This is a genomic window from Rouxiella chamberiensis, assembly GCF_026967475.1.
In the GTDB taxonomy this organism is placed as follows: Bacteria; Pseudomonadota; Gammaproteobacteria; order Enterobacterales; family Enterobacteriaceae; genus Rouxiella; species Rouxiella chamberiensis.
Genome location: NZ_CP114058.1, coordinates 2,553,925 through 2,570,536, shown reverse-complemented (window position 1 = coordinate 2,570,536; position 16,612 = coordinate 2,553,925). Strand labels below are relative to the sequence as shown.

The following is a 16,612-nucleotide window of genomic DNA, read 5'->3' as shown; positions in this document are numbered from 1 at the left end:
CCGGGTTTTATAAGTGACAAATTATCCCGGTTAAAACCATGCAGGTTTTGTAACACAGCTCGATTTTATGTTTAAGAATTACTTTATCTGTGGGCAAAAGTTTTTTCGACCTTTACCCCAATTCATTAGCTATAAATTACCGTCAGGGAGGCTTTGGCCAACGTGTGGAAGTGCAGGTTAAAGCCAAGGTAAGCACCGCTGGACTCTTCCGAAACCTCGAGCGTGTCGACGTCCAGCGCATAGACGGTGAACTGGTAGCGGTGATGCTCGCCCTGCGGAGGTGCCGCACCGCCATAACCCGCCTTGCCAAAATCGGTACGCGTTTGTACCGCACCGGCAGGCAGACCGCCCTTGTCGGAACCTGCGCCGGTAGGCAGTTCACTGATATTGGCCGGCAGATTGGCTACGCCCCAGTGCCACCAGCCGGAACCCGTTGGCGCATCGGGATCGTAACAGGTAATGGCGAAGCTTTTGGTGCCTGCGGGCGCATTTTCCCAGCCGAGGTGCGGAGAAAGGTTGTCCCCTTCGTATCCCATGCCGTTAAACACCTGAGCGTTCGGCATTTTTTCGCCATCTTTCAGGTCGTTGCTTTTAATGATAAAGGCCATGATTTCCTCTGATTTTTGTTTTGATTATCACTTCGAGCCTAGCATTTTCAATAATGCCTGGGCAACGGCGGCGGAAGAGGCCGGGTTCTGACCGGTGATCAACTTGCCGTCAACCACGACATAAGGTCGCCAGTCTGCCGCCTTGCTGTAATCGCCGCCGTTTTTCTTTAATTCGTCTTCGACGAGGAAAGGGACGATGTCGGTTAACTGCACGGCTTCTTCTTCGCTGTTGCTAAAGCCTGTGACACGTTTGTCTTTAACGAGTGGTTCATCGTCAATTTCGACGTGACGCAACACACCGGGGGCATGGCAGACTGCGGCAACCGGTTTGTCGGCACGCCAGAAATCTTCAATCAGCACGATAGAATCGGCGTCTTCCGACAAGTCCCAAAGCGGACCGTGTCCACCCGGATAAAAGACCGCGTCAAAATCGTCGACATCGATTTCAGACAGTTTGTGCGTCTCGGCCAGCCGTTGTTGAGCCTGGGTATCCTGACGGAAACGCGCGGTAGTTTCAGTTTGCGCGTCGGGTTCATCACTTTTAGGATCAAGCGGCGGCTGCCCGCCCAGCGGCGAAGCCAGCACGACATCGGCACCGGCATCGACAAACTCGTAATAGGGCGCGGTAAACTCCTCCAGCCAGAAGCCCGTTTTCTTGCCGGTATCGCCCAGTTTATCGTGGGAAGTCAGTACAATTAACAGTTTCATCGCATCACCTCTAAAGACATTCAAGGATTTCCGGAAAAGGGCGCAGCGTATTATTGCGCCTCGTCACCGACCTGAATCACCAGCTTGCCGAAGTTTTTCCCTTCCAGCAGGCCAATCAGCTGGTCGGGTGCCTGTTCCAGACCTTCGACAATATGTTCACGGAATTTAATCTTGTCGGCAGAGAACCATTCGCTCATCTGACCGGCGAATTCCGGATAACGGTGGCCATAATCATCAAAGATAATAAACCCTTGAATACGTAAGCGTTTTTTCAAGATGGTATTGGTCAGCAACATCAGGCGGTCTTCACCTTTAGGCAGACCTTGCGCGTTGTACTGCGAAACCACGCCGCACAGCGGCACGCGAGCCTTGGTGTTGAGCAGCGGCAATACCGCGTCGAAGACTTTGCCGCCCACGTTTTCGAAATAGACATCAATGCCGCGAGGACAGGCTTCTTTCAGGCGCTGTTCGAGCTTTTCACCGCGGTGGTCGATACATTCATCGAATCCGAAGTGTTCGACCGCGTAGCGGCATTTGTCTTCGCCACCGGCAATGCCGACAACTTTGCAGCCTTTCAGTTTGGCAATCTGGCCGACCAGCGAACCGACAGGACCGGTTGCCGCCGCGACAACGACCGTTTCACCCGGTTTAGGGTCACCGATATCCAGCAGACCCATATAGGCGGTGAAGCCCGGCATACCAAGCACGCCAAGCGCCAGCGAAGGGTGTTTCAGTGCTGCGCCTTCGAGTTTACGCGCGAGTTTACCGTCGATTGCGGCATAATCCTGCCAGCCGTTGGTCGCCACGACCCAGTCACCGGTTTTGAAATCAGGATGTTTTGATTCCACAACCCGTGACACGGCGCCGCCGGTCATGACTTCATCGATGGCAACGGGCGCGGCATAGGAAGGTGCATCACTCATTCTGCCGCGCATATACGGGTCAAGTGACAGATACACGGTGCGCAACAGCAATTGGCCGTCGTTGATGGTTGGCAGTTCAGCTTCTTCCAAACGGAAGTTTTCGGCAACCGGCGCGCCCTTGGGACGAGAAGCAAGGACAAAGCGGCGATTGACAGTTGAATTTTGAGACATACTGACTCCTTAGCATTAAAAAAATCTTCCACCGGCAACAAGTATAGGACGTCAGGTGGGCAAGTAAGGGAACGGTAACAGGGATGCAACGCTAAGGTACAGAATTTGAAAGGATTGTTTTGTTAACAGATACAACCTGTTCAGCTCGTAACCTGCGGCAGGGAAGGTTGCCGCAGGAATAATGACGTCAGGGTAAAATCGATACCGCCGAGATGTTGACGCGACATTTGCTTGCGGTGAAATAGCCGACGTATTGCCTCTCTTTCACCGCGATGGCGGGTCTACCGAAGTTTTTAACTATTTCACGCTAACGTCGAGATCGCCGAAGTATTTTTTCGACAGTTGTCCCACCACGCCGTCTTTTTTGATGATGTCGATTGCTTTGTCCAGACGCGCCTTGTTAGCGGTGTCGCCTTTGCGCAGCCCGAACGCAACGCCGCTGCCGAGAATCTTGTCATCGCGTACCGCATTGCCGACGAAGCTGAAACCTTTGCCGTCGGGTTTGGTCAGGAATCCGGTCTGGCCTGCCGGTGCCAGCACCAGCGTGCCATCGAGACGACCTGAGGTTAAATCAAGATAAACCTGACTCTGATCCTGATAGGAGACAACATCTACTCCCTGTGGCGCCCAATGTGCCTGCGCAAAGCTTTCCTGAATCGAGCCTTGCAATACCCCAATGTGCTTGCCTTTCAATGCACTCACTTCGGGCAACAGACCCGAATTGCTCTTTGCAATCAGCTTGCTGGGAACACGATAAATCACCTGCGTAAAATCGATTGCCTGCCGACGTTTTTCCGTCACGTTCATCGCCGAATTGATAGCATCGAATTTTTGCGCCTGAAGCGCCGGAATAAGCCCGTCAAACGAGGTTTCGCTCCATTCACACGTTACCTTTGCCGCAGCGCACACCGCCTTGCCGAGATCGATATCAAAGCCCTCCAGTTCACCGCTGGCCGATTTCGACTCAAACGGCGGATATTGCGCTTCAAGACCAAATTTGAGAGTGGAATCGGCTGCCAGAGCAGAAAAATGGGAGAAAGAGGCAACCGCACAACCTAACAACAGCAAGCTTTTCAATTTATGCATCTTCAAGACTCCAGAGGGCAGGGGATCAAACACCGCAGAGTCGACGCGTTCCTTCGATCAGGGTGGCGTCGTCTTTGGCAAAACTAAGGCGAATCAAGCCTGTAGGCTGGTTATTGCTGTAAAAGGCCGACAGGGGGATGCTGGATACCTGATGGTCGCGAATCAGGCTCAAGACAAAGTCGTCGTCGCTGAGCGGGCTGAAATGGCTGAATCGGGCGAGCATAAAGAAGCTGCCACGGCTTGGCAGAAGCTCGAAGCGCGAATGCTGTAGAGAATTGGCCATTAAATCGCGTTTCTGCTGGTAGAAATCAGCCAGTCCGAGATAGCTTTGCGGATTGCCCAGCGCCTCGACAAAAGCGTGCTGCATCGGGGTGTCGGCGGTGAATACCATAAACTGGTGGATCTTGCGTATTTCATCCATCAGCGCAGCGGGGGCGAGTGTGTAACCTACGCGCCAGCCAGTCACGTGATAGGTTTTACCAAAGGAGGAAACAATCACGCTGCGCTCGGCAAGTGCAGGATGACGGGCCATGCTTTCGTGACGCTTCGCCGTCGAAGACAACATGCTCATAGACTTCATCGGACAAGATAACGATATCGGTATCGCGCGTTAACGCCGTAAGTCTGTCGATGTCGTGCTGGGTAAAGATTGCGCCGGTAGGATTGTGCGGACTATTGATGATTATCATCCGCGTGCGGCTGTTGATTACGCTTGAAACGTGATCCCAGTCGATGCTGAAATCTTCCATCGACAGCGTTACGGGAACCGGAATGGCTCCCTGAAGGCGAACGATAGGAGAATAGCTGTCGAAAGCCGGTTCGAAATAGATGACTTCATCGCCAGGATGCACCAGTGCGCTTATGGCGGAATAGAGGCCCTCACTGGCGCTGGCGGTGATGGTGACTTCGCTGCTGGCGTCGTAGCGACTGCCGTAAAGCGCCTCGACCTTGTCGGCCAGTGCCTCGCGCAGCGCCGCAACGCCCGCCATCGGCGCGTACTGGTTTTGACCGGCGCGCATGGAGGTGGCGACAGCGTCAATCAGTGATGGCTGGCATGAGAAGTTGGGCGCGCCCTGTGAAAGATTCAGCGCATTGTGCTCGGCGCTCAGTTGGCCAATAACGGTAAAAATCGTGGTGCCGACGTCGGGTAATTTCGACTGCGGTGACAGGGCGCTCTTCATGCAGACTCCTCTTGGGCATGGCGAAAGGGGCGTAGCGGTGTTCACTGATTAAGCAACAGTTTTGCTACGCCGACAATAAAAATTTGCCTGTTTCCCAAGACATCTCGAAGAATCAACTTTCTCGGTAGAGCACCTCTAGCGCGGTGGCGATTGCCTGTGTAAGTTGGCTGAGCCGAACCGAGCTAATGATATACGGCGGCATCAGGTAGATGAGTTTGCCGAATGGGCGAATCCACACACCCTGCGTCACAAAATGCTGCTGCAAGCGCGCCATGTCGACAGGTTGCCGCATCTCGACCACGCCAATTGCGCCGAGAACCCGCACATCCGCGACGGCGGAATGCTGCTTCAATGGCGTCAGTTCGGCTTTGAGCTGCGCTTCGATGGTGGCTACCTGCAACGGCCAATGATTTTCGGCAAGCAGTGAGAGGCTGGCGCTGGCAACGGCACAAGCCAGCGGATTGCCCATAAAAGTCGGGCCATGCATAAAGCAGCCTGCGTCGCCGTTACTGATAGTTTCGGCTACCTTGCGGGTAGTCAGCGTCGCCGAAAGCGTCATGTAACCCCCGGTCAGCGCTTTGCCAACGCAGAGAATATCGGGGGCGATTCCAGCGTGATCGCAGGCAAACATCTTGCCCGTGCGGCCAAAACCGGTGGCGATTTCATCGGCAACAAGCAGGATGCCCGCCTCGTCGCACAGTGCGCGAACCTGTTTGAGATACTGCGGATGATACATGCGCATTCCGCCTGCGCCTTGCACCACGGGTTCAAGGATCACGGCGGCAATCTGATGCTGATGTTCGCGCAGCAGGGCAGCAAACGGCGCAATGTCTTGCGGGTTCCACGGCGCATCGAAGCGGCTTTGCGGCGCAGGGGCAAAAAGATGATCCGGTAAATAGCCCTGATACAGACTGTGCATCGAGTTTTGCGGGTCGCATACCGCCATCGCGCCAAAAGTATCGCCGTGGTAGCCATTGCGCAGGGTCAGCACCTTTTGCCGTTTTTCGCCGCGCGCCTGCCAGTATTGCATAGCCATCTTTATCGCCACTTCAACGGCGACGGACCCGGAGTCGGCCAGAAAGACGCACTCGAGACCGGCGGGTGTCATGTCGACCAGCTGACGGCTCAGCGCAATGGCTGAAGGATGCGTAATGCCGCCAAACATGACGTGAGACATTTTTCCGATCTGCTCGATGGCCGCCTGATTCAGACGCGGGTGATTATAGCCGTGAATGGCTGCCCACCATGACGACATGCCGTCTACCAGTTGCCGCCCATCGGCCAGATGAAGCATAACGCCTTCGGCAGATTCAACGGGATAAGTGGGCAGCGGTTGAGTCATGGAAGTGTACGGATGCCAGATATGGCGCTTATCGAATTCGAGATCGGCCGGAGTCATGAGAAGTCCTTGCGAGCGGATTATTAAAATAGATGTAAACCAAAAATAAAATATTACGTTGACCGTAAACTAAAATAAATCAAAAATGGTTGACGGTATATCATTACTTTTGGAGATGTCTTATGACAGCCCGCACCCGTTGGACTTATGAGCAAACTAAAGCGTTATTCGAAAAACCGTTTCTTGAACTGATGTTCGAGGCACAGCAAATTCATCGTCAGCATTTCGATCCGCGGCAGGTGCAGGTCAGTACCTTGCTGTCGATTAAAACGGGTGCCTGCCCGGAAGACTGCAAATATTGTCCGCAAAGCTCGCGCTACAAGACTGGGCTGGAATCCGAACGATTAATGCAGGTCGAGCAGGTGCTGGAATCGGCACGTCAGGCCAAGGCCGCAGGCTCGACGCGCTTTTGCATGGGCGCTGCATGGAAAAATCCGCATGACCGCGACATGCCGTATCTCGAGCAGATGGTGCAGGGTGTGAAAGAACTGGGCATGGAAACCTGCATGACGCTGGGCACCTTGAATACCACGCAGGCGCAGCGGTTGGCGACGGCAGGGCTGGATTTCTACAACCACAATCTCGACACGTCTCCCGAGTTTTACGGCAGCGTGATCACGACCCGAAGCTATCAGGAACGTCTTGATACGCTTCAGGAAGTGCGCGGCGCGGGCATCAAGGTTTGTTCCGGCGGTATTGTCGGGTTGGGGGAATCGGTAAAAGACCGCGCAGGTCTGCTGATGCAGCTTGCTAATCTGCCTGTGCCGCCCGAAAGCGTGCCGATCAACATGCTGGTCAAGGTCAAAGGGACGCCGATGGCCGATAACGATGATGTCGATCCGTTCGATTTTATCCGCACCATTGCCGTGGCTCGCATCATGATGCCGCGCTCGTATGTACGTCTTTCGGCGGGTCGCGAACAGATGAGCGAGCAAACGCAGGCCATGTGTTTTATGGCGGGAGCCAATTCGATTTTCTACGGCTGCAAGTTGCTGACCACGCCGAATCCGGCAGAAGACAAAGACTTGATTCTCTTTGGCAAGCTTGGACTGAATCCGCAGAACTTCGCTACTGAAATGGGGGATGAAGAGCAGCAGCAGGCGCTGAATTCACAGCTGATACATGCCGATACCGAGCAGTTTCTACAATGCGGCGGTGTAATAACGGCAGCGGGATGTTTGCACTATCGCTTCGGTTAAAAGCATATCGGGTTGGCAAAAAATGAGCTGGCACAGCCGCATGGGTCAGGCCGTTGAGGAACGCCACGCTGCCCGCGCATTCAGGGTCCGATTGCCAAATGCGGGCGGCAACGGCCGCTGGCTGCAACAGGGTGGCCGTCGCTATCTGAATTTTTCGGGCAACGACTACCTCGGACTCTCGCAGCATCCGGCGCTTGTCGCAGCATGGCAGCAAGGGGCAACCCGTTATGGTGTCGGGAGCGGCGGTTCAGGTCATGTCACCGGCTTTTCGACGCTGCATCAGCAATTCGAACAGCAACTTGCGCAGTGGCAGGGGTATCCGCGAGCATTGCTGTTTATCTCCGGTTTCGCTGCCAATCAGGCGGTGCTTGCAGCCATGATGCAGGCCGAGGATCGCGTTCTGGCCGACAAACTGAGCCATGCTTCACTGCTGGAAGCGGCAATGCACTCGCCAGCCCAGCTGCGGCGATTTGCCCACAATCAGCCGCAGGCGCTGTCCCGGTTGCTTGAAAAGCCTGCGGTCGGGGAAACACTGGTGGTGACGGAAGGGGTGTTCAGCATGGACGGCGATGCAGCACCGCTTCGCGAACTGCAAACGCTGGCCCGCGAATACGGCAGCTGGTTGATGGTCGATGATGCGCACGGTGTGGGTGTGGTGGGCGAGCAGGGGCGCGGCAGCTGCTGGCAGCAGGGCATCAAACCCGAACTGCTGGTCCTGACTTTCGGCAAGGCGTTTGGTTGCAGCGGCGCTGCCGTATTGTGTGATGACGCCACCGCCGACTACCTGCTGCAATTCGCGCGTCACCTGATTTACAGCACCGCGATGCCCGCAGCACAAGTTTGCGCACTTCAGGCCGCACTGACATGTATTCAGCAAGGTGATGACCTGCGTGATAAACTGGCGGCCAACGTTGCCCGTTTCAGAACGGGTGCCGGGCAGCTCGGATTGGGGCTTACCGCCTCGTCCGGCGCCATTCAGCCGGTCATCGTCGGCGAGAATCAGGCGGCGCTGGATCTGGCGCAGCGCCTGCGAGACCAGCAACTGTGGGTAAGTGCGATACGCCCGCCGACCGTTGCGCCGGGCAGTGCGCGTCTGCGTCTGACCCTGACGGCTGCCCATGAGCCCGAAGATATTGATATTTTGCTGGAGTCCCTGAATGGGTGCAGTTACCGAATTAGTAAATAAAAAAGCGGTCGCCGATGCCTTTAGTCGCGCGGCCCAGAGTTATGAAGGCGCAGCCGACCTGCAACGCCAGACCGGCGAGACGCTGATGGCCCTCGCGGCTGCGCAGGGTGTCAATCCGGGCCGGAAGGTGCTGGATGCCGGGTGCGGCACGGGTTATTTCAGTCGTCGCTGGCGTGAGGCCGGTAAATCCGTTACCGCGCTGGATCTCTCGGAAGGCATGCTGGCGCATGCCCGGTTCGCTGAACTCTGCGGATATCTATCTGCCTGGTGACATCGAACGCCTTCCGCTGGCCGACCACTCTGTAGACGTCAGTTTCAGCAATCTGGCTGTGCAATGGTGCAACGCCTTGCCGCGAGCTTTGCAGGAGTTAGTCCGCGTAACGCGCCCAGGCGGCATTGTGCTGTTTTCGACGCTTGCCGAAAACTCGCTGCTTGAATTATCGCAGGCCTGGATGAAGGTTGACGGTCGTCCGCACGTCAACAAATTCCTGACACCCGATAAAATTGCCGAAGCCTGTGCGCCTTACACGCATCACGTCGAATTCAGTCAGCACACAACGCTGTTTCCCGATGTCATGAGCCTGATGCGTTCATTGAAGGGTATTGGCGCGACGCACATAAAAGGCGGGCGTCTGGGCGGATTGGGCGGACGTGAAAGACTGGCAAAGGTCGACCAGCATTATGCGCGTCAGGATGGCCAGCTACCTTTGACTTATCGGCTGGTATACGGCCTTATTTATTGCGAAGAAGAGTAACGTGAGCACTTTAATCAACAACCGCCGCTGGTTTATTACCGGCACGGATACCGAAGTCGGGAAAACGGTCGCGACCTGCGCCTTTTTGCAGGCAGCGAAATCCGCAGGCCTTCGCGTTGCGGGCTATAAGCCGGTGGCATCCGGCAGCGACATGACGGCCGACGGGCCGCGAAATAGCGATGCGCTGGCTTTACAGGCCAACAGTTCGGGCGAACTGCGCTATGAACAGGTGAATCCCTGTACTTTTATCGAGCCGACATCGCCGCACATTGTCAGCGAGCTGGAAGGGCGTCCTATTGAATTTTCCGTCTTGTCGCAAGGTTTGCGCGAGCTGGAGCCTTTGGCAGACTGGGTCGTTGTCGAAGGCGCGGGCGGCTGGTTTACCCCGCTTAACGCAACACAGACTTTTGCCGATTGGGTGATTGCCGAGCGTTTGCCGGTAATTTTGGTCGTGGGTATGCGTTTAGGCTGCATCAACCATGCGGTATTGACGGCCCAGGCCATTTTGCAGAGCGGTTTGACGCTGGCAGGCTGGATAGCCAATGACGTCGAGGAGACGGGGAAGCATCATCAGGCTTATCTCGCTACGCTGAAACGTATGCTGCCTGCGCCGCTATTGGGCGAGATCCCGTTCCTTCAAGACGTTCAATTCTCCCGGCATGGCCATTATTTGTCGCTGGATCCTTTGCTGAACTCTGCCATTAAACCGTGAGATAGGTTTTTACCAGATTGTCATCAAGCTGCGCCAGTGTACCCTGCGCGACGTTACGGCCGCCGTCCAGCAGGCAGAAACGGTCGGCAACGCTGCGAATAAACGGCAGTTTATGCCCTACCAGCAACAGCGTCAGGCCCAGATCGCGGTTAAGGCGGTGAATAATATTGCCCATATTGGCTTCCATCGCTTCGCTTGTGTGCTCGGTCGGTTCGTCCAGGATCAACAGTTCGGGTTCCTGCACCAGCGCGCGGCTGATGGCCAGTTGCTGTTGCTGGCTTTCATCCAGCTCCCCGGCCTTGCGAGAGCCCAGCTCTTTCAACGACGGAAAAAGATCGTAAACCTGTAAAGGCACGCGGCGGGTTTTGTTGCGTCCGGCCATCATGGCAATTTGCAGGTTTTCATCGACGCTCATCTGCGAAAAGATCTGTCTTCCCTGCGGCACGTAGCCAATGCCCATCTGCGAGCGCGTTTCCACGGGCATCACCAGCAGGTTTTGCGGCGCCTGATTGGCAGACTGCCAGATCATGGTGCCGCTTTTCACGGGCAAATGGCCCATGATGCAGTTGATCAAGGTGGTTTTACCCACGCCGTTTCGGCCAATCAGACAGTTGCATTGCCCTCGATACAGCTCGAGATTAATGTCCCACAGAGTATGATTTTGTCCATAGTACTGGTTAACTGCTTTTACGCTTAGCATCAGTTGTTCCTCACTTATTACGCGCTCCGCTGAACACAACATTCGACGACTCCTGTCCTGTTTCTGACATTTTTACGATGCCGACAGCCTGTTAACACAGAATAAAGTTCGGTTTTTAGCACCAAACCTATCAGCATTAACGGGCGAAAAACGGCTATCCCGTAGTGCTAAACGGCTTAAACTGACGTTTATTTGCCTTAAAAGCCTTCACAGTTACCAAAAAGTGGAAATATTGTTGGTTTGACGTCACTCAGCACAAAATTTGTAAAGGTGGCGTTGTGAACTGATAGTGCAACTCTCGGGCCAACTCTTGACCGATAACTCTGAAAGGGGATTTATCGCGGTAAAATAGGGTTATGGCGGGTATGAAATGCCTTGACGCATTATCACGAGTAATGTTTTTGCGCCAGCCATTGTTAACAAGGTGCACTTTGCCAGTGCCACCCCTCAAGGTTTTGGTGCAAGCTAAAAACCGCAAAGAGGCGAAAAGAACGATAAAGACGAGGATCCAGATTTTGCAAATGAAAACAGGGCCTTTATCTAGGTCAAATCTGAATATATATAGTCATAAAAGTGTAAAAAAATAACTAAAAAAACGACAGATTTGGCAGGATTTTCAGATTGTCTAATTTTGTCAATGCAGGCCCCAAGCGGCGCGCTGAGACTTATCCACCATTCCTGTGGATAACCTTGTGTATGAGACAGAGAAAAGTTGCTGTAGGCTAGTCTGGGCGCGGGTTGAGCTTAGTTTGGCCGGATTGTCGGCTTTTTAAGGAAATTCCTATTTTTCAATGTGTTAATTAAAATCAATAGCATGAATGTTTACGCGAGTTCGCTGTGTAAATTTTCGTCAATAGGTATTGAAAAAGTTTGCACAAGTCGTCATCTGGGGATAAGGGATCCTTTATAGGGAATTTCAAAAGGCTGCATGCCCCACGATGCACCTGATTTCGCCGCGGATGCCCTCTTAAGACAAACTCCCTTTTAACCTGTGTATTTATCCAGTATAATATATGATCTACACTTTGTAGTGATCCTTTTGACAAGAAGGGGAGGTGTTACAGACTTCCTCTCCGTCTCGCACGTTCTCATCTCAGGTAGCCCGCAATGAGCAAAGTATTCAAACTACATTCTGAATTCAAACCGTCGGGCGATCAGCCCGAGGCAATCCGTCGTCTGGAAGAAGGGCTGGAAAACGGCCTGGCGCATCAGACTTTGCTGGGTGTAACCGGTTCGGGCAAGACTTTCACCGTCGCCAACGTTATTGCCGATCTCAATCGGCCAACGATGGTGCTGGCACCCAACAAGACGTTGGCAGCGCAGTTGTATGGCGAAATGAAAGAGTTCTTCCCTGAAAACGCGGTGGAATATTTTGTCTCTTATTACGATTACTATCAGCCCGAAGCCTACGTGCCAAGCTCCGACACCTTTATCGAGAAAGATGCTTCGGTAAACGAACATATCGAGCAGATGCGTCTTTCCGCGACCAAGGCCCTGCTTGAACGTCGCGACGTCATCGTGGTGGCCTCGGTGTCGGCCATCTATGGTCTGGGCGACCCGGATCTCTATCTCAAGATGATGCTGCACCTGACCAAGGGCATGATCATCGATCAACGCTCGATCCTGCGGCGTCTGGCCGAGCTGCAATATGCACGTAACGATCAGGCATTCCAGCGCAGTACATTCCGCGTGCGTGGCGAAGTCATCGACGTTTTCCCGGCGGAGTCGGACGATCTCGCCCTGCGTATCGAGCTGTTTGACGAAGAGGTCGAGCGTCTGTCGCTGTTCGACCCGTTAACCGGGCAAATCTCGCAGGAAGTGCCGCGTTTTACCATTTATCCCAAAACCCACTATGTTACGCCGCGCGAGCGCATTGTGCAGGCGATGGAAGAGATCAAAGACGAACTGGCGGATCGCCGTAAAAATCTGTTGTCGAACAACAAGCTGCTGGAAGAGCAACGCATCAGCCAGCGCACGCAGTTTGATCTCGAAATGATGAACGAGCTGGGTTACTGCTCGGGCATCGAGAACTACTCGCGCTACCTGTCCGGTCGCGGCGAGGGCGCACCACCGCCAACCCTGTTTGACTACCTGCCGCCTGACGGGCTGCTGATTGTCGACGAGTCCCACGTTACCATTCCGCAAATTGGCGGCATGTACAAAGGCGACCGTTCGCGTAAAGAGACCCTGGTTGAATACGGTTTCCGTCTGCCGTCGGCGCTGGATAACCGTCCGCTGCGTTTTGAAGAGTTTGAAGCGCTGGCGCCGCAGAGCATTTATGTTTCTGCTACGCCCGGCAACTATGAAACGGAGAAATCCGGCGGGGATGTCGTCGAGCAGGTTGTCAGGCCGACCGGACTGCTTGACCCCTTGATTGAAGTGCGTCCCGTCGGGACTCAGGTTGACGATCTGTTGTCTGAAATCCGCAAGCGCGTTGCCATTAACGAACGTGTGCTGGTCACCACCCTGACCAAACGAATGGCCGAAGACTTGACCGAATATCTCGAAGAGCACGGCGAAAAAGTCCGTTATCTGCACTCCGATATCGACACCGTTGAACGTGTTGAAATCATTCGCGATTTACGTCTCGGCGAATTTGACGTGTTGGTCGGGATAAACCTGTTGCGAGAAGGGTTGGATATGCCGGAAGTCTCGCTGGTGGCGATTCTCGACGCCGATAAAGAGGGTTTCCTGCGTTCCGAACGTTCTCTGATTCAGACCATTGGTCGTGCGGCGCGTAACCTCAACGGCAAGGCGATTCTGTATGGCGACAAGATTACCAAATCGATGGCCCGCGCCATCGAAGAGACGGAACGTCGTCGCGCCAAGCAGGAAGCCTACAACCTCGAGAAAGGCATTACCCCACAGGGCTTGAACAAGAAAATCGGCGATATTCTTCAACTGGGTCAGCCGAAGTTCAAGAAAAACAAAGAGCTGCGCGATGCTCAGGCGGCGTCTACCGTCAAGGCGCTTACCCCGAAAGCGCTGGAACAGCGGATCCGCGAGCTGGAAGCACTCATGTACCAGCATGCCCAGAATCTGGAGTTCGAAGCGGCCGCGAACACGCGAGACGAGCTTCATGCGCTTCGCGAGCAGTTCATCGCAGTGTCTTGATCCCAGGCTGTCCAGGCGGTGGCCTTACTGGCCACCCTCTAAATATCAGGCAAGGGTACAGGGCATCCATGACTGTGCTAGAATCTGCGCCCTTGAAAAATTGAGCGATGACAGCGAATGACCGATATCAAACCGAAAGATCCTTTACACGGCGTTACGCTTGAAAAACTGCTGACCGAATTGGTGGAGAATTTTGGTTGGCTGGCGCTGGCGGGGCAGGTGAATATCAACTGTTTTAAGAGCGATCCGAGCATCAAATCCAGCCTCAAGTTTCTTCGCCGCACGCCCTGGGCACGCAAAGAGGTCGAGACGCTGTATCTTGATTATCTGGAAGGATTGCTAAAACCTGACCTGGTCTCTCAAGACGGGGGCAGTAAAAAGGCGCGTGGTGACGGCCCGAAACGTTCGACGTCGGCAGCACCGGCCAAACGTGTCAGCAGCGCGAAACCGGCCGCTGACAGCCCGTGGAACAATCACCCACTGGTGAAGAAAAACCATCCCGACAAGGCCTGAACCGGCCTTATCCCATACGCTGCAACGCTTCTTCCAGCGCTTGGCGCAGCAACTCGCGATCGTGGCGATAAGGCACGTCGAGGGCTTCAAGCGGGCGCTGAATAATCAGGCGGCTACTGGCTTCTCCGAGTGGAATGCCCGGCCCGACGATGGCGGCGTCAATCGCCGCACGGCCAATCTGTTTTTCAATCATGTTCAGCTTGTCCTGCAAATTCAGCGAGGCCGCGGCAACGCTGAGTTCTTTGCCGAGATTGCTGATATACACGATATGCGCCCGACTGCGGCGCAGTTCGGTGGCAAGCTCTTCAAGCAGCAGAAGCGGCATCAGGCTGGTAAAGAAGCTGCCCGGCCCGATGACAATCAAATCGGCTTCGGCGATGGCGTCGAGTGCCTCGCGGGTGGCGCTGACCTTCGGCTCAAGCAGCAACCGGCGCGGGACCTGAGTAAGCTGGTCAACGTTGACCTCGCCATGAATGGCGTTGCCGTTGGCATCGATGGCTGCGAGATCGACAGGGTCTTCCGACATCGGGATAAGCTCGGCATCGACCTTGAGCAGTCTGCGCACCAGATTCATTGCCTCAAGCGGACGCACGCTCAGACTGTCTAACGCGCGCAAAATCAGGTTGCCCAGATTGTGTCCGTCAAGTTCGCCGCTGCCGCTAAAGCGATATTCGAACATCGCGGAGGCGACGCTGGGTTCCGTAATCAACTGATTAAGGCAGTTGCGCATGTCACCCCAGGCGATACCGCCGACCGAACGACGGATTCTGCCCGTCGAGCCGCCGTTGTCTGTGGTGGTGACGATGCCGGTCAGCCGTGATCCCAACGACGACAGCGACGACATCACGCGTCCCAATCCGTGACCGCCACCCAACGCGACTACGCGGTCTAAATCCGCCAATGCCCGATTTCTCATACTTCCTCTTTGCGCTCCCGACGTGCTAAACCCTGCGGCGGCGTTGGCATTGGGAGACTGTGCTGAAAATAATTTTCTGAAACAATTTTACCTAATTTTCCGCAAAGTTGTTATCAATCATGCAAGTTAGCCTGAATGAGACAAGTCGATTGATTTCACAGCGCTTTTTGATTTTATTGGCAATAAAAAACGCTGTATAACCAATTACATAGCGAAGAACCTTGTTGGCTATCAGGTTTTTACGGCGCTACAATACTTTTCAACCGCGTTCCTGTGGGCTTTATCGCAGGGATTGAACTCCTAGCCCTGGTACCTAAGTTGCCGCCTCTGCGAATCTCGTCGCCGACCGGACAATACGGTGCCTTGGCCGTGAAGCCGTTTTCGGTCTTCGCCAGGGTGCAGGGTAGAAATGCCCGCATCTTCCCGTATTTGGAAAGGTGTTAACAAGGTGCAACAACTCACTGACGCATTTGCGCGCAAGTTCTATTACCTGCGCCTATCGATTACTGACGTGTGCAATTTTCGTTGCACATATTGCCTGCCTGATGGCTACAAGCCTCAGGGTCACAACAACAAAAGCTTTCTTTCGCTTGATGAAATCCGTCGAGTCAGCCGCGCTTTTGCCCATCTCGGCACTGAAAAGGTGCGCCTGACCGGCGGAGAGCCTTCGCTGCGTCGCGATTTCAATGACATCATTGCCGCCGTGCGGGAAAACGAACAGATTCGCCATCTGGCGGTGACTACCAACGGTTATCGCATGGCGCGTGATGTTAAAAACTGGCGCGATGCCGGCCTTACCGCTATCAACGTCAGCGTCGACAGCCTTGACGCCCGCCAGTTTCACGCCATTACCGGACAGGATAAATTCCGTGAAGTCATGAACGGCATCGATGCCGCATTCGAGGCCGGGTTTGCCAAGGTGAAAGTGAACGCCGTGCTGATGCGCGACGTTAACCACGCAAGCTTGTCGACCTTCCTGAACTGGATCAAAGACCGGCCTATTCAGCTGCGGTTTATCGAGCTGATGGAAACCGGCGATGGCGGCGAGTTGTTCCGCAAGCATCACGTTTCGGGGCAGGTTATTCGCGACCAGCTGATCCAGCAGGGCTGGGTTTTACAGGGCCGCAGCCGCAGCGACGGTCCGGCGCAGGTGTTTACCCATCCTGACTACATTGGCGAAATCGGCCTTATCATGCCCTACGAGAAAGATTTCTGTGCAACCTGTAATCGTCTGCGCGTTTCGGCGCTTGGTAATCTGCACCTGTGCCTCTTTGGCGAGCAGGGTATTCCGCTGCGCGATCTGCTGGGTGACGATCTCCAGCAGGATGCGCTGATGGACCGTATTCAGGGCGGATTGGGGCGCAAGAAGCAGACCCATTTCCTGCATCAGGGCAATACCGGTATTACGCAGAACCTCTCCTTTATCGGCGGCTAACGCACG

Annotated in this window: 12 protein-coding genes, 3 pseudogenes and 1 riboswitch; of the genes and pseudogenes, 7 read left to right on the top strand and 8 right to left on the bottom strand. The window is 54.5% G+C overall.

What is annotated here, in order from left to right; all coding sequences use genetic code 11:
• Positions 1 to 125: 125 nt before the first annotated feature.
• From O1V66_RS11930 to bioA, 6 genes and pseudogenes are all read right to left on the bottom strand, one after another.
• A complete protein-coding gene (locus O1V66_RS11930; RefSeq protein ID WP_045046234.1) occupies positions 126 to 608 on the bottom strand; it encodes a kinase inhibitor in 483 nt (160 codons plus the stop codon).
• 27 nt (positions 609 to 635) lie between these two features.
• On the bottom strand, positions 636 to 1,316 hold the full coding sequence (locus O1V66_RS11925; protein ID WP_045046235.1) for a type 1 glutamine amidotransferase domain-containing protein: 681 nt from the start codon (positions 1,314 to 1,316) through the stop codon (positions 636 to 638).
• 50 nt (positions 1,317 to 1,366) lie between these two features.
• A complete protein-coding gene (locus O1V66_RS11920; protein WP_045046236.1) occupies positions 1,367 to 2,410 on the bottom strand; it encodes an NADP-dependent oxidoreductase in 1,044 nt (347 codons plus the stop codon).
• Positions 2,411 to 2,707: 297 nt separating this feature from the next.
• Entirely contained in the window at positions 2,708 to 3,496 is a 789-nt protein-coding gene (locus O1V66_RS11915) for an ABC transporter substrate-binding protein (protein WP_045046237.1), read from the bottom strand.
• A 25-nt stretch (positions 3,497 to 3,521) separates the two neighbouring features.
• Positions 3,522 to 4,677, bottom strand: a pseudogene (locus O1V66_RS11910) (methionine aminotransferase).
• Between the two features lie 112 nt (positions 4,678 to 4,789).
• Positions 4,790 to 6,076, bottom strand: coding sequence for an adenosylmethionine--8-amino-7-oxononanoate transaminase (bioA, locus tag O1V66_RS11905; RefSeq protein ID WP_045046239.1), 1,287 nt, complete (start codon positions 6,074 to 6,076; stop codon positions 4,790 to 4,792).
• Positions 6,077 to 6,198: 122 nt separating this feature from the next.
• Between bioA and bioB the strand changes: the two are divergent.
• The 4 genes and pseudogenes from bioB to bioD all read left to right on the top strand — a co-directional run bounded on the left by bioB (position 6,199) and on the right by bioD (position 9,928).
• Positions 6,199 to 7,237 (top strand): annotated as a pseudogene (gene bioB, locus O1V66_RS11900) (biotin synthase BioB).
• A gap of 60 nt (positions 7,238 to 7,297) precedes the next feature.
• Positions 7,298 to 8,461 (top strand): 8-amino-7-oxononanoate synthase, encoded by a 1,164-nt coding sequence (gene bioF, locus O1V66_RS11895; protein ID WP_045046241.1) that lies wholly within the window; start codon positions 7,298 to 7,300, stop codon positions 8,459 to 8,461.
• Positions 8,433 to 9,216, top strand: a pseudogene (gene bioC, locus O1V66_RS11890) (malonyl-ACP O-methyltransferase BioC). Before bioF ends, bioC begins: the two are co-directional and overlap by 29 nt.
• A gap of 1 nt (position 9,217) precedes the next feature.
• On the top strand, positions 9,218 to 9,928 hold the full coding sequence (gene bioD, locus O1V66_RS11885; RefSeq protein WP_241481352.1) for a dethiobiotin synthase: 711 nt from the start codon (positions 9,218 to 9,220) through the stop codon (positions 9,926 to 9,928).
• On the opposite strand, the gene O1V66_RS11880 is transcribed toward bioD, so the two are convergent.
• Positions 9,918 to 10,628, bottom strand: coding sequence for an ABC transporter ATP-binding protein (locus O1V66_RS11880; protein ID WP_045046243.1), 711 nt, complete (start codon positions 10,626 to 10,628; stop codon positions 9,918 to 9,920). The two genes, bioD and O1V66_RS11880, sit on opposite strands and share 11 nt — an antisense overlap.
• Positions 10,629 to 11,735: 1,107 nt before the next feature.
• Between O1V66_RS11880 and uvrB the strand changes: the two genes are divergently transcribed.
• Both uvrB and O1V66_RS21900 read left to right on the top strand, forming a co-directional pair.
• Positions 11,736 to 13,742, top strand: coding sequence for an excinuclease ABC subunit UvrB (gene uvrB, locus O1V66_RS11875; RefSeq protein WP_045046244.1), 2,007 nt, complete (start codon positions 11,736 to 11,738; stop codon positions 13,740 to 13,742).
• A gap of 117 nt (positions 13,743 to 13,859) precedes the next feature.
• Positions 13,860 to 14,255 carry a VF530 family protein gene (locus O1V66_RS21900; RefSeq protein WP_045046245.1) on the top strand — a complete coding sequence of 132 codons (396 nt, stop codon included), beginning with the start codon at positions 13,860 to 13,862 and terminating at the stop codon, positions 14,253 to 14,255.
• A 7-nt stretch (positions 14,256 to 14,262) separates the two neighbouring features.
• Here O1V66_RS21900 and yvcK read toward each other — a convergent pair whose 3' ends face one another.
• Positions 14,263 to 15,171, bottom strand: coding sequence for a uridine diphosphate-N-acetylglucosamine-binding protein YvcK (gene yvcK / locus O1V66_RS11865; RefSeq protein ID WP_045046246.1), 909 nt, complete (start codon positions 15,169 to 15,171; stop codon positions 14,263 to 14,265).
• Positions 15,172 to 15,456: 285 nt separating this feature from the next.
• Positions 15,457 to 15,627: riboswitch (molybdenum cofactor riboswitch) on the top strand.
• Here yvcK and moaA point away from each other — a divergent pair.
• Positions 15,620 to 16,606 (top strand): GTP 3',8-cyclase MoaA, encoded by a 987-nt coding sequence (moaA, locus tag O1V66_RS11860; RefSeq protein WP_072045035.1) that lies wholly within the window; start codon positions 15,620 to 15,622, stop codon positions 16,604 to 16,606. (Overlaps the previous riboswitch by 8 nt.)
• Positions 16,607 to 16,612 lie beyond the last annotated feature (6 nt).

Excerpts from the sequence above, each read along its gene's own strand:
- O1V66_RS11930 (WP_045046234.1), bottom strand. The coding sequence starts at position 608 with ATGGCCTTTATCATTAAAAGCAACGACCTGAAAGATGGCGAAAAAATG.
- O1V66_RS11925 (WP_045046235.1), bottom strand. The coding sequence starts at position 1,316 with ATGAAACTGTTAATTGTACTGACTTCCCACGATAAACTGGGCGATACC.
- O1V66_RS11920 (WP_045046236.1), bottom strand. The coding sequence starts at position 2,410 with ATGTCTCAAAATTCAACTGTCAATCGCCGCTTTGTCCTTGCTTCTCGT.
- O1V66_RS11915 (WP_045046237.1), bottom strand. The coding sequence starts at position 3,496 with ATGCATAAATTGAAAAGCTTGCTGTTGTTAGGTTGTGCGGTTGCCTCT.
- bioA (WP_045046239.1), bottom strand. The coding sequence starts at position 6,076 with ATGACTCCGGCCGATCTCGAATTCGATAAGCGCCATATCTGGCATCCG.
- bioF (WP_045046241.1), top strand. The coding sequence starts at position 7,298 with ATGAGCTGGCACAGCCGCATGGGTCAGGCCGTTGAGGAACGCCACGCT.
- O1V66_RS11880 (WP_045046243.1), bottom strand. The coding sequence starts at position 10,628 with ATGCTAAGCGTAAAAGCAGTTAACCAGTACTATGGACAAAATCATACT.
- uvrB (WP_045046244.1), top strand. The coding sequence starts at position 11,736 with ATGAGCAAAGTATTCAAACTACATTCTGAATTCAAACCGTCGGGCGAT.
- O1V66_RS21900 (WP_045046245.1), top strand. The coding sequence starts at position 13,860 with ATGACCGATATCAAACCGAAAGATCCTTTACACGGCGTTACGCTTGAA.
- yvcK (WP_045046246.1), bottom strand. The coding sequence starts at position 15,171 with ATGAGAAATCGGGCATTGGCGGATTTAGACCGCGTAGTCGCGTTGGGT.